Annotated in this window: 12 protein-coding genes; 6 read left to right on the plus strand and 6 right to left on the minus strand. The window is 35.0% G+C overall.

The genetic code is table 11. The features are described 5' to 3' along the window. Positions 1-24: 24 nt before the first annotated feature. Positions 25-2,448, minus strand: a complete 2,424-nt coding sequence (locus AC1B0Z_RS04085) for a YfhO family protein (RefSeq protein WP_483794280.1) — start codon at positions 2,446-2,448, stop codon at positions 25-27. A gap of 30 nt (positions 2,449-2,478) precedes the next feature. Further along, positions 2,479-2,730 carry a DUF4834 family protein gene (locus AC1B0Z_RS04090; RefSeq protein WP_483794281.1) on the minus strand — a complete coding sequence of 84 codons (252 nt, stop codon included), beginning with the start codon at positions 2,728-2,730 and terminating at the stop codon, positions 2,479-2,481. A 155-nt stretch (positions 2,731-2,885) separates the two neighbouring features. Between AC1B0Z_RS04090 and AC1B0Z_RS04095 the strand changes: the two genes are divergently transcribed. Continuing rightward, positions 2,886-3,914: a transporter gene (locus AC1B0Z_RS04095; protein ID WP_483794282.1), complete on the plus strand. Its 1,029-nt coding sequence runs from the start codon at positions 2,886-2,888 to the stop codon at positions 3,912-3,914. A gap of 20 nt (positions 3,915-3,934) precedes the next feature. Beyond that, positions 3,935-5,053 (plus strand): GTP cyclohydrolase, encoded by a 1,119-nt coding sequence (locus tag AC1B0Z_RS04100; RefSeq protein ID WP_483794283.1) that lies wholly within the window; start codon positions 3,935-3,937, stop codon positions 5,051-5,053. Between the two features lie 57 nt (positions 5,054-5,110). On the opposite strand, the gene capB is transcribed toward AC1B0Z_RS04100, so the two are convergent. From capB to AC1B0Z_RS04115, 3 genes are all read right to left on the minus strand, one after another. Continuing rightward, the gene (gene capB / locus AC1B0Z_RS04105) at positions 5,111-6,370 is read right to left on the minus strand and encodes a cysteate-C-fatty acyltransferase (protein WP_483794284.1); all 1,260 of its coding nucleotides are present in this window, start codon (positions 6,368-6,370) and stop codon (positions 5,111-5,113) included. Positions 6,371-6,596: 226 nt separating this feature from the next. Next, positions 6,597-7,637 (minus strand): cysteate synthase, encoded by a 1,041-nt coding sequence (capA, locus tag AC1B0Z_RS04110; protein ID WP_483794285.1) that lies wholly within the window; start codon positions 7,635-7,637, stop codon positions 6,597-6,599. A gap of 75 nt (positions 7,638-7,712) precedes the next feature. Then, positions 7,713-9,782 (minus strand): S9 family peptidase, encoded by a 2,070-nt coding sequence (locus tag AC1B0Z_RS04115; RefSeq protein WP_483795239.1) that lies wholly within the window; start codon positions 9,780-9,782, stop codon positions 7,713-7,715. A gap of 145 nt (positions 9,783-9,927) precedes the next feature. Between AC1B0Z_RS04115 and AC1B0Z_RS04120 the strand changes: the two genes are divergently transcribed. After that, the gene (locus AC1B0Z_RS04120; RefSeq protein ID WP_483794286.1) at positions 9,928-10,251 is read left to right on the plus strand and encodes a YbaB/EbfC family nucleoid-associated protein; all 324 of its coding nucleotides are present in this window, start codon (positions 9,928-9,930) and stop codon (positions 10,249-10,251) included. 12 nt (positions 10,252-10,263) lie between these two features. Here AC1B0Z_RS04120 and AC1B0Z_RS04125 read toward each other — a convergent pair whose 3' ends face one another. After that, positions 10,264-11,280 carry a threonine aldolase family protein gene (locus AC1B0Z_RS04125; protein WP_483794287.1) on the minus strand — a complete coding sequence of 339 codons (1,017 nt, stop codon included), beginning with the start codon at positions 11,278-11,280 and terminating at the stop codon, positions 10,264-10,266. 101 nt (positions 11,281-11,381) lie between these two features. Between AC1B0Z_RS04125 and prfB the strand changes: the two genes are divergently transcribed. The 3 genes from prfB to arsC all read left to right on the plus strand — a co-directional run bounded on the left by prfB (position 11,382) and on the right by arsC (position 13,447). Further along, positions 11,382-12,492 (plus strand): peptide chain release factor 2 gene (gene prfB / locus AC1B0Z_RS04130; protein WP_483794288.1). Its coding sequence is split into 2 segments (ribosomal slippage): positions 11,382-11,444 and positions 11,446-12,492, totalling 1,110 coding nucleotides; the frame shifts between segments, so codons are not numbered across the junction. Beyond that, a complete protein-coding gene (locus tag AC1B0Z_RS04135; protein WP_483794289.1) occupies positions 12,489-13,109 on the plus strand; it encodes an HAD family hydrolase in 621 nt (206 codons plus the stop codon). Before prfB ends, AC1B0Z_RS04135 begins: the two co-directional genes overlap by 4 nt. Then, complete coding sequence (gene arsC, locus AC1B0Z_RS04140) at positions 13,106-13,447, plus strand: arsenate reductase (glutaredoxin) (RefSeq protein WP_483794290.1); 342 nt, start codon at positions 13,106-13,108, stop codon at positions 13,445-13,447. Before AC1B0Z_RS04135 ends, arsC begins: the two co-directional genes overlap by 4 nt. Positions 13,448-13,493: the final 46 nt, after the last annotated feature.

A 13,493-nucleotide genomic window follows, 5' to 3' on the forward strand; every position in this document is an offset into this window, starting at 1 on the left:
TAATAGGTTACTATGAGTACTTTTTTACGCACTCTTTTTGGTCTTAAACTCAAAAAATAATCCTACAAGCAGCAATATAACAAGAATAGCAGAACTTGCTAATGAAATAGAGCTCCCTGCTTTTACAACATCTGGATCAAACCTAAACTCTACGGTATGCTCTCCAGCTGGAAGTGGCATGCCTCTTAAAACATAGTTTACACGGGCGAACTCAGCTTCTTCCCCATCAACCGTGACTTTCCACCCCGTTGGATAATATATCTCAGAAAACACTGCAAACCCCTCATTTTTGTTTTTAGCAATATACTTTATATAATTAGGCTTGTATTCAACAACTTCAATACTAGCAATAGAATCTACCTCAAAACTATTTTTAAAATCTGAAGCATGATATTTTGAATCAATTACAGCCACGCGTTTAGTATCCAAACTATCTAAAATCTTAATTTCCTCATTTGCAGATGGCACCACCAATAACCTCTCTACAAACCACGCATTTCCATTAGCTTCATCATTTACATAAGGAAAAACGTTGCCTTCCTCGTCTTGTGCTATAATATATTTTGTGTTCAACATATTAAGGACATTAATATTGTTACGAGACACATACCAATCAAAAACTTCCCTATAACGCTTTAATTCAGCAGCATTGTAACCATTTAACGAATTATGAAAGTACGATGGTTTTGAAGGGCCAGAAACCAAATCGAACACCCTGAAATGGGAGGTGTCATTCATGATTTGCTTATCCACTTGATTCGCTGTAAATGGCTTTGACATTTGTATTGACGACACAAAATCATCTTCATTAACATAGCGACGATTCACGCCAACTAAGTCAAATAAAATTAAAGCCGTAAATCCTAAAATCATCCAATGCTCCTTCATTTTGTTTTTCAGATAACCAAAAATCAATAAGGCCGAGAGCAACACTAAAACCAATGACCTGAAGGTGTCAGCAGTAAAAATTGATTTCCTATCATCTTTAACCGCCCTAATAAAATCTTGACCTAGAGCCTGAATATACCTACCATCATTCGCACCAACAAAATCGAACATCGAACGCCCAAAAAGCAAAAACACCAAAGCCAATCCTCCGGTAATCAAGGTACTATATTTTAAGGCTTTTAGCTTCTCCTCGTCTTTATTAAAATCATTCAAAAGCCTTACCAGACCAAAAATAGCAAGCACTGGCACACATAGCTCTAAAATTACCTGAATGGAAGTTACCGCTCTAAATTTGTTATACAACGGCACGTAATCAATAAAAAAATCAGTCAAAAAATTTAAATTCTTACCATAAGATAGCAAGAGTGCTAGTATTGTTCCTCCCACAAGCCACCATTTTAAGCGGCCTTTGACTAAAAATAACGCAAACACAAATAGAAATAAAACAACTGCGCCAATATAGGCCGGAGCCTCAACAATGGGTTGATTTCCCCAGTACATTGGCGCATGTTCTGCTTGGTCTAAAGCCTGTGCTGGAGATGCACCCAGTTTTCTAACAGCATCATATGTTTTGGAGTCCTTACCTAAGTTTTCAGCATTACCACCTCCCATAAACCTAGGAATAAACAAGTTGAACGTTTCCCAGCCGCCGTAGCTAAATCGCGTAATATAATCTTTATCCAAACCTGATGTTACTTCTTTTGGAGAACCATCAGGGTTTATAGTTAGCTCACTTTTACCTCGTGTACTATGTTTTACATACTCTTGGGTTGCCAGCACGTTTGTTGCGTTTAATCCTACGGCTAAAACCACTGCAGCAAACAAAATAGCTATAGACTTAAAAAAATGAGGCAGCATCCGCTTTCTGTATGCGTCAGTCAAATAGGCAACACCTAAAACAATAACAAGAATGAGCAAATAGTACGTCATTTGAAAATGGTTCGCCACCAATTCTAATCCCATCGCTATTGCTGTCAATAAGAACCCAAGAACATATCGTTTCTGAAACACTAAAATTATTCCGCTTAGAACCAAAGGCATGTAAGCAATAGCATGGGCCTTACTGTTGTGTCCCACACCTAGAATAATTATTAAATATGTAGAAAAACCGAAAGCTAAAGCCCCTAAAGCTGCCAGCTTAAAGTCCACCTTTAGCACTAACAACAAAATATAAAAGCTTAACAGATAGAGAAACAAATAATCTGCTGGTCTTGGTAAAAAGCGTAATGTTAAGTCTAATTTTTTAATGTAGTTATGCGGGTACCTCGCCCCCAATTGATAGGTGGGCATACCTCCAAAAGCGCTGTTTGTCCAATACGTTTCTTCTCCCGTTTTTGCCTTAAAATCTTTTTGCTGCTTAGACATGCCAATGTATTGCACAATATCACTTTGATATATTTGTTTTCCTTGTAAAACAGGATTAAAATAAGCAAGCGAAACAATAACAAATCCGACTAAAATAAATAAATGTGAAAGTGATTTCTTAAATAAGAGCTGCATGGAAAAAGATTAAAACACTAAGGGATGAAATTAGTCAATTTCCTCGAAATCGACATAATCTCCAACATCTTTATTTGACTGTTTTTGTCTGGGTATCTTATCAATACTAATCTCACCTTCCTTTTTAAGGGGTTCTTGACGCTGGTTATTAAACTGACCACCAAACTTTTCCTCTGCCTTTTTAGTAGCATATTTAAACAAAAAAGGAGCAAATACCCTTGAAAGGACCTTAATTCCGTAGTAAACTAAAACTATTATAAGTATGGTTCTTAATAAACCCATATTAGCTTTTATTAATAATTAAATACAAAAATACAATTCTAGAGGTTTAAAAAACGTTGAAAAAACATAAAAAAAAGATAAAATATCTATATTTGAAATAATGGAAAACCAACCTAATCCCGATATCTTAATATTTCTTACCCTAAATCATTCGTATGAAAATCTTTAAACATCTGCTTATTGCCTCTGTATTGATTGGCAGCAATTGCCTTTTTGCACAGTACACAGAAGTCATAAACTCCAACAGACCTGGTTTGTCCAGAAGTGCCTTTTCAGTAGGAACAAACGTGCTGCAATTTGAAGTTGGCCCACTATACATACAAGAAGAAAGAACACCGCAACCACAATATGAAATTTCAGGTTTTGGTGTGGATTTTTCAGCGAGATATGGCTTGCTATTTGAGCAACTTGAAATAAATATTGAGGGGAATTATCAGAATGACACAAGAAGAAATATCTCAACTTTAACAACTGAAGAACCACGTTCCAACTTTAGATATCTCACGCTTGGGGCTAAATATCTTATTTTTGACCCTTACAAAAACGCTGAAAGTGAAAAACCAAATCTTTACAGTTGGAAAGCTAATCACAGCTTTAGATGGAAATCATTAATTCCAGCTGTGGCAGTATATGTTGGAGCAAATTATGATACGGAAAATAATCCTTATACCGCTCCAGGTATTGAAGGATTTAGTCCCAAAGTAATGATTGCTACTCAAAATAATTTTAATGGCGGTTGGGTATTTGTAATGAATTTGATTAAGGATAGAATTGGCACAAACCAATCTGATTTTTCATATATTTTAACACTTACGCACTCATTTAGTCCACAATGGGTAGTTTTTGGAGAAACCCAAGGTATTAAAAGTGATTTTTATGCAGATAATTTATTGCGCTTTGGTGGGGCATATTTATGGGACAAAAATTTCCAATTAGATACTGCTGTAACATTTAACACAAAAGATACGCCTTCAGTTTTAAATTTAACATTAGGTGCTTCTTACAGGTTTGATTTTCACAGGGACAAAGAAATTGATAATGGGAATTCAGCCGAGGATGAATTAGAAAGAAAGATTAGAAGAGGAAAAACGAAGAGGAAAAAGAAAAAAAGCAAAAAAGATATCGCACCAGATGAAAATAAAGCTAAAAAACGCAAAAGAAAGGATGAAGATTTTGACAAATAATCCATCTAAGACTGGGATTTATGATTAGAGTAGAAGAAGTGACTTCCAAACGCCATTTAAAAGCATTCGTTAAGTTTCCTTTTAAATTGTATGAAGGCTCAAAATACTGGACGCCGCCAATTATAAGTCAAGAATTAAAAACTTTTGACAAGAATGAAAATCCAGTTTTCAATGATGCAGATGCACGACTGTTTTTGGCCTATAAAAATAATGAAATAGTTGGGCGTGTGGCGGCTATTATTAACTGGTTGGAAGTGAAAAACCAGAGTCAAAAGAAAATGCGTTTTGGTTGGTTTGATTTTATTGATGATCTGGATGTTTCAAAAGCATTATTGGAAAAAGTAGAAGCTATAGGAGCAGAAAACAACCTTGAATTCGTCGAAGGACCAGTTGGGTTTTCAAATCTCGATAAAGTTGGGGTAATAGATGAAGGTTTTGATGCAATTACCCCCATGGTTACTTGGTACAACCACGAATATTACATTAGGCACTATGAGGTAGCAGGGTACAACATTGAAAAAGGCTATATAGAAAGTAGATTTCCTTTTTCTAATGTAGACCCCGATACTTTTATGAAAGCCCAAGCACTTATAAAGCGCAGATATCAACTAAAAGCATTAACTTTTAATAAAACCGAAGAGGTTATGCCATATGCTGATAAAATGTTTGATTTGTTTAATGAAACCTACGCTTCCCTATCTAGTTTTGTTGCCATTACTGATATTCAAAAAGAATATTTTAAGAAGAAATTCTTGAATTTTATCAATCCAGAATACATAAAGTTCGTAGTAGATAAAGATGATAAACTTATTGGCTTTGCTATTGTAATGCCGTCTTATGCCGAAGCATTACAAAAAGCTAAAGGGAAATTGTTTCCGTTTGGTTTTTCGCATATCCTAAAAGCTAAAAAACACAGTAAGGATGTAAACTTCTATTTAATTGGCATTCACCCGGAATATCAAAACAAAGGCGTTCATGCTGTTATTTTTAATGAATATTACAATACATTTACCGAAAAAGGGATTAAAATGTGCTATCGTACACCAGAATTAGAGGACAACCACGCCATTCATAATATTTGGAAACATTTCAATCCAGAAGTCTATAGAAAAAGGAAAACTTTCAGAAAAGATTTATAAACAGAAAAAAGTTCGATAGTTTATATCGAACCTTTTTTATAACATTTTATAATGTTCTTATTCGCCCATAGCAGACATTACAGCCGCAGATAAGCGCTTGTAAGTTCCGTTTTGCAATCTATCCCTAATGGCATCAAAAGCATCCAACGTTTCCCTTACATCTTCTAAAGTATGTGTAGCAGTTGGAATCATTCGCAGCAAAATTAATCCTTTAGGTATCACAGGATAAACCACTATAGAACAGAATATTCCGTAATTTTCACGCAAGTCCTTAACTAGTGCCATTGCTTCAGGAATACTACCTTTCAGATATACAGGAGTCACGCAACTTTGAGTGGTACCAATGTCAAAACCTCTATCTTTTAAACCAGATTGAAGCGCATCGACAATCTTCCATAGGTTTTCTTTTAGCTCTGGCATTGTTCTCAACATATCCAAGCGCTTTAGGGCGCCTTTCACCAATTGCATTTGCAATGATTTTGCAAACATTTGAGAACGTAAATTGTATTTTAAATAGTCAATGATTTCCTGGTCGCCCGCTATAAAAGCACCTGTGCTAGCCATAGATTTGGCAAATGTTGCAAAATACACATCAATATCATCTTGTACACCTTGCTCCTCACCTGCTCCTGCTCCTGTTGCTCCTAGAGTTCCAAATCCGTGAGCATCATCAACAAATAGCCTGAATTTAAACTTCTTTTTAAGCGCAACAATTTCTTTTAAACGTCCTTGCTCACCACGCATGCCAAACACTCCTTCAGAAATCACTAAAATACCCCCTCCAGTTTGTTCTGCCATTTTAGTGGCGCGTTCTAAGTTTTTCTCTAAACTATCTACGTCATTGTGCTTGTAGGTAAAACGTTTACCCATATGCAAACGTACACCATCTATGATACAAGCATGTGCATCAACGTCATAAACGATAATATCATCTTTAGAAACAAGCGCATCAATAGTAGATACCATTCCCTGATATCCAAAATTCAAAAGATATGCTGCTTCCTTTTTAACAAATGCAGCTAATTCATTTTGTAATTGCTCATGAAGGTTAGTATGGCCAGACATCATACGAGCCCCCATAGGATAAGCGGAACCATATTCTGCAGCTGCTTCTGCATCAACTTTTCTAACCTCTGGATGATTTGCTAAACCTAAATAATCATTTATACTCCAAGTAATCACCTCTTTGCCTTGAAATTTCATTCTGTTTGAAATCTCTCCTTCAAGTTTAGGAAACACAAAATACCCTTCCGCATGAGCCGCCCATTTTCCTAAAGGCCCTTTATCCTTGTAAATTTTATCAAATAAATCTTTCATCTACTATTAAATATAACTGTAAAATTAAACATGTTTTTTGAACGCAATACATCGTTCGTTTATGTTTAGACATGAAGTTTTAAGTTCCTAGTTAGTTGCTGCAAAATTAAATATTTATCTGGTTTATGCACAATTTTTGCCCTTCAATTATTGACAAAATAAAAAAAGAAATGGTTTTTTGCGATAAAACAAAAAACCATTTCTCTAAAAAGTATGTAATTACTTGTTATTTTATGTATTGAATTGATTGCGAAGCTTCTTCATGAATGCTATCAAAAAATCCTTGATCGTTCATCCATTTATCACAGTACACTTTACTCATATATCTTGAACCATGATCAGGGAAAATAACAACAACCAAATCTTCCTTTTTAAATCTTTTTTCTTCTCCCATTTGCTTTATCGCCTGAATAGCAGCTCCTGACGTATACCCCACAAACATACCTTCTGTTTTGGCGATTTCTCTTGCAGTGTGGGCACTATCCTCATCATTCACTTTTACAAACTCGTCAATGGTATCAAAATCCGTGGCTGCTGGTATTAAGTTTTTACCTAAACCTTCAATACGGTATGGGTAGATTTCTTTTTCATCAAATTCGCGCGTTTCATGATATTTTTTAATCACAGAACCAAAAGCATCAACACCTATAATTTTAATATTAGGATTTTGCTCCTTTAAATACTTTGCAGTACCCGATATTGTTCCTCCAGTACCACTACAGGCAACCAAATGTGTTATTTTACCCTCTGTCTGTTCCCAAATTTCTGGACCAGTGGATGCATAATGCGCATCAATGTTCAACTGGTTGAAATACTGGTTTATGTATACAGAGCCCTTCATTTCATCATGTAATCGCTTTGCTACCTGATAATACGAACGAGGGTCATCAGCACTTACATGAGCAGGACAAACATAAACTTTTGCCCCCATGGTTTTTAGCATATCAATTTTATCTGCCGAAGATTTAGAACTTACCGCAAGAATACAATCATACCCTTTAATGATACTCACCATAGCTAAACTAAAACCTGTGTTTCCAGATGTTGTTTCTATAATTGTATCTCCTGGTTTTAATATCCCTTGCTTTTCAGCTTGCTCTATAATGTAAAGTGCTATTCTATCTTTTGAAGATTGGCCAGGGTTGAAAGATTCTACCTTGGCGTAAAACTTTCCTTTTAGCTTTGAAGTGATTCGATTAAGCTTAACAAGCGGAGTGTTGCCTACTAAATCTAATACATTGTCAAAAACTTTATTTTGTTGTTTCATAAATGTAATTTATCAACAATTCGATTTGAAATCAAAAAGATGACTTAAACTTGGCAAAAATAAGGAATTTTTTTTTTAGTGCCTAATCTCTTCTAAATCAAGTAAAAATGCGTATTCCAACGCTACTTCCTTTAAACTCTCAAACCTTCCTGAGGCACCGCCATGACCTGAATCCATATCAACATGTAATAGCAATGTATTACTATCCGTTTTTAAATCTCGTAATTTTGCTACCCATTTGGCAGGTTCCCAATATTGCACTTGAGAATCGTGTAAACCTGTAGTAACAAGCATATTGGGGTAATTTTGGGCTACAACATTATCGTACGGAGAATACGTTTTCATGTAGTTATAGAAATCAATATTATTAGGATTTCCCCATTCATCATATTCTCCAGTAGTTAATGGGATACTATCATCGAGCATTGTGGTAACAACATCTACAAATGGAACCGCAGCTAAAACCCCGTTATATAGCTCTGGATTCATATTTATTATAGCACCAATCAATAAACCTCCCGCTGAACCACCATAAGCATAAAGATGTTTTTCGGAAGTATAGCCCTTGGCAATTAAGTGTTTTGAGCAATCTATAAAATCAGTAAAAGTATTTTTCTTAAAAAGTAGCTTGCCATTTTCGTACCAATCTCTACCCAAATACTCACCACCCCTAACATGACTAATGGCGTAAATAAAACCCCTATCCAACATACTTAATCTTATACTCGAAAACGTGGGGTCTATAGTGGAACCATAAGAGCCATAAGCATATTGCAGTACTGGGTTAGAACTATCTAACTTAAGGCCTTTTTTATATACTATGGACATAGGAACCATCGCACCATCTCTTGCTTTCGCCCAAATACGCTGAGATTCATAATTCTCTTTTTTAAACTTACCGCCTAAAACCTCTTGTTCTTTCTTTATATCTTTCGTTTTTGTACTGAAATTGTAATCAATAATAGAACTAGGTGTTGTTAGAGAATTATATCCGTAACGAAGTGTTTCGCTCTGAAAGTCTGGATTATTGCCTATATAAGCATTATAAGTTTCATTATCAAAAGGTAAATAGTAATCCTCTTTACCATCCCAATTGATAATTCGGATGTTATTCAATCCGTTTTCACGTTCGTTAATCACTAAATAATCTTTGAAAATCTCAATATCTTCGATTAAAACATTATTGCGATGCGGAATAATATCTATCCAGTTCTCTTTGGAAGTTCTGTCTTCAGGGGTTTTACATACTTTAAAATTTGTAGACGTATCAGCGTTTGTAACTATATAAAAGTAACCCTGAAAATGTGCAATAGAATATTCCAAATCCCTTATTCGCTTTTGAAATATTTCAAACTCACCATTTGGTGTATCAGCATCAAGAATACGATATTCAGTTGATAGCGTACTGGATGCACCTATTACTAAATATTTTTTGGATTTTGTCTTATATATATAAGTATTAAAGGTTTCATCCGCTTCATGATATACTTCAACGTCCTCAGTAGTATTTGTTCCTAAAACATGTTTAAATATTTTATAAGACCTAAGTGTGATCTCGTCCTTTTTGGTGTAGAAGAACGTTTTATTATCGTTTGCCCATGTTATACTGCCTGTTGTGTTTTTAATTTCGTCCTTGTAAATCTCGCCTGTTTTTAAATTTTTTATTCTGATAGTGTATTGTCTTCTACTTACAATATCTGTTGAAAATGCCGCCATAGTATTGTTAGTACTAATCGCAATACCGCCCAGTTTGAAATACGCATGTTGTTTTGCCATTGCATTGCAATCAAACATTATTTCTTCTTCAGCCTCTAAGTTTTCCTTTTTCCTTGCATAAATGGGATAATCCTTTCCTGTCTCAAATCTTGTAATGTACCAATAGCCATTGAGTTTATAAGGCACAGAAGTATCATTCTCTTTAATCCTTGCCTTCATTTCTTCAAATAACGATTTCTGAAAACCCTCTGTGTGCTTCATCATCGTTTTGGTATAAGCGTTTTCGGCATTCAAATAGTCTAAAACCTCGGTATCCTCTCTTTGATTCAACCAGTAGTAGTTATCTATTCTAGTATCGTTGTGTATGGTAAGCTTTTTTGGTTTTTTGCTTGCAACAGGTGGTGTTACAATACCTAAGGTGTTTTTCATCGGTCCGTCATCTTTACAAGAAGAAGCAAAAATAAGGCTTAAGATGACAATTATAAGTTGTTTTTTCACTTTAACAATTTTTAAATCAAAAATACCATGTATTTTAATAGTTTTGCTCTAAATATGTTTATTAAACAAGAATACTATGTTTGGAGATATGATGAATATGATGGGAAAACTAAAAGAAACCCAGAAAAAAGTAGAAGAAACAAAAAAGCGTTTAGACACGGTATTGGTAGATGAAAAAAGTAATGATGGCAAAGTTAAAGTGACGCTGACTGCCAATAGAACTATAAAATCTATTGAAATTGATGACACCCTTTTAGAAGACAAAGAGCAATTGGAAGATTATTTAATAATCACATTAAATAAAGCTATAGAAAAAGCAACTAAGGTAAACGAGACCGAACTTGCTGCTGTGGCAAAAGAGGGCATGCCGAATATTCCTGGAATGGACTTGTTTAAATAAAAGTACCCGAAATTAAAAAGTTTTAATGAAATTCAATAGCTTTTGATGCATTGCGTCGGTATAGTCTAAATGCGTTACCATACGCAGTTTACCTCCTCCCATTCCAATTATTAATATGTTATGCGCTTTCAATTTTTGGATAAATTGGTTTTCATCAATATCTGAATTCAATTCGAAAATGATGATATTGGTTTCAATTGGTTCTACACGCTTCACAACTGAAAGTGCACTTAACACCTCTCCTATTTCTTTTGCTTTTTGGTGATCTTCTCTTAATCTTTCAATATTATTATCCAATGCGTAAAGAGCTGCTGCTGCCAAATAGCCTGCTTGCCGCATATTACCTCCAAATACTTTTCGTATCCTGATAGCATCCTTCATTATTTCGTGGTTCCCAACCAATACTGAACCTACAGGGCAACCCAAGCCTTTACTAAAACAAACCGAAATAGTATCAAATACCTGTCCATATTGTTGAGCCGTTTCGTTTTTTACAACAAGAGCATTCCACAAGCGCGCACCGTCTAAATGGAATCCTAAATTGTTTTCTTTACATACCTGCTTAATTTTTAAGATTTCATTGAAACCCCAACAAGCTCCGCCACCTTTGTTAGTCGTATTCTCAATTTCAACTAAACTTGTTTTGCTGTAATAATAGGCATCAGGGTTTATGGCATCTTTTACCTGTTCTGCAGTAAACATCCCCCGTTCTCCATCAATTAAATTGCACGAAACACCGCTATTAAATGCCACACCGCCAGATTCATAATTATAAATATGTGCATACTTATCGCAAATTACTTGGTCTCCAGGTTGCGTGTGTAACTTTATTGCAGTTTGGTTTGCCATAGTTCCACTAGGAAAAAACAATGCATTTTCTTTACCAAACATTTTTGCAACTGCGGTTTCTAATTCATTTATGGTTACATCTTCCCTAAAAACATCATCGCCCACCTCTGCTGTTAACATTGCTTTTAACATTTTCTTAGAAGGTTTTGTAACCGTGTCACTTCTTAAGTCTATCGTCATTATTTGAAGTTTGAAAAATTTATTACTCAAATCTAAAAAAATATTACAAGTATTTTTCGTCGATAATTAATAATCCTATTTTTGTTGAAATAAAAAAACTTATGATAACATCCGATCAGATTAAAGATCTTAATACCCGCCTTGACAAACTAAGGCACTATCTTTGACATAGATGCCAAACTTATAGAAATACAAAACGAAGAAGAGCAAACCTTCGACCCTTATTTTTGGAACGATTCCAAAGCAGCGGAAATTATTATGAAATCAATTCGCGTGAAGAAAAAGTGGATTGAAGATTTCAATACCGCAAAAACTTTAGTTGAAGATTTAGAAGTTATATACGAGTTTTTTAAAGAAGAAGAGGCTACCCAAGAAGATGTAGAAAACCGCTATGCAAAAGCAGCTAACTTACTAGAGGACATTGAGTTTAGAAACATGCTTTCTGAGGAAGGAGATAGCCTTAGTGCAGTATTACAAATTACGGCAGGTGCCGGTGGCACCGAGAGTTGTGATTGGGCCAGCATGCTAATGCGCATGTATTTAATGTATGCAGAAAAAAGTGGCTTTAAAGTAAAGGAACTAAACTTTCAAGAAGGCGATGTTGCAGGAATAAAAACGGTTACTCTTGAAATTGAAGGCGATTTTGCATTTGGTTGGTTAAAAGGAGAAAATGGCGTACATCGTTTGGTTCGCATCTCTCCTTTTGATAGTAACGCGAAACGCCATACTAGTTTTGCCTCTGTATATGTCTATCCGCTGGTAGATGATACTATTGAGATTGAAATTAACCCTGCCGATATTGAAATTACGACCGCGCGTTCAAGTGGCGCTGGCGGACAAAATGTTAATAAAGTAGAAACTAAGGTGCAATTAACCCATAAACCAACTGGGATTCAAATTTCATGTTCAGAAACACGTTCTCAACATGATAACAGAGCAAGAGCTATGCAAATGCTAAAATCTCAGTTATATGAAATCGAGCTTCAAAAGCAATTATCCCAACGAGACGATATTGAGGCCAGCAAAATGAAAATTGAATGGGGTAGCCAAATAAGAAACTATGTAATGCACCCGTATAAATTGGTAAAAGATGTAAGAACGTCTCATGAAACAGGGAATGTTGATGCAGTAATGAACGGAGATATTGATGCCTTTTTAAAGGCATACCTAATGATGATGGGGCAAAAAGTTGAAGATGATAGCCAATTATGATGAACATAGATACTGTTATTTTTGATTTAGGCGGGGTTCTTATCGATTGGAATCCTGAATACGTGTTTTTAAAAGCTTTCCAAGGAGATAAAGAGAAAACCAAGTGGTTTTTGAATAATATTTGTACCATGGACTGGAATGAAAACCAAGATGAAGGTTACCCGATATCCTCGGGCACTGAAGACTTGATTGAGAAGTTTCCTCAATATGAAAACTATATAAAAATGTACTACGGTGAATGGGAAAACATGATTGGAGGTGCCATAGAGGGTACAGTTGAAATTTTAAAAACCCTTATAAAAACCGAAAAATATAAAGTAGTGGCATTGACCAACTGGAGCAGTGAAACCTTTCCTATTGCGCAAAAACGATTTGAGTTTTTAGGTTGGTTTGAGGGCATTGTGGTTTCGGGAGAAGAAAAAACAAGGAAACCCAATAAGGATATTTTTGAAATTACGCTTAAAAGATTCAATATTCAACCTGAAAATTCCATTTTTATAGATGACAATGTTCGGAATATTGAAACTGCAAAAAACATGGGAATACATGGCATACATTTTAAAACACCTGAACTACTAGTTTCAGAATTAAAAAAATATAACATTAAACTACCATGATAAAAATATACCACAACAATAGATGCAGAAAGTCGCGCGAAGGTTTACAGATATTAGAAGATTCTGGAAAGAAATTTCAGATTATTAAATATTTAGAGGATATACCTTCAAAAGAAGAGCTAAAAAAAATTATTAATCTTTTAGGTATCAAACCTATTGAATTGGTCAGAAAAAACGAAGCCATCTGGAAAGCAGATTACAAGGGCAAAGAACTATCAAAAGACGATATTATTTCTGCAATGATTCAAAATCCCAAATTAATTGAAAGACCTATCGTTATCAATAACGATAAAGCAGTCATTGGTAGACCTGCTGAAAGTATTAATGAAATTCTTTGATGTTTTTCGAACAGTATTCTAATAAAAAAAGGAAGCAAAATGCTTC

This window comes from Hyunsoonleella sp. J2K-J805 (genome assembly GCF_057167125.1).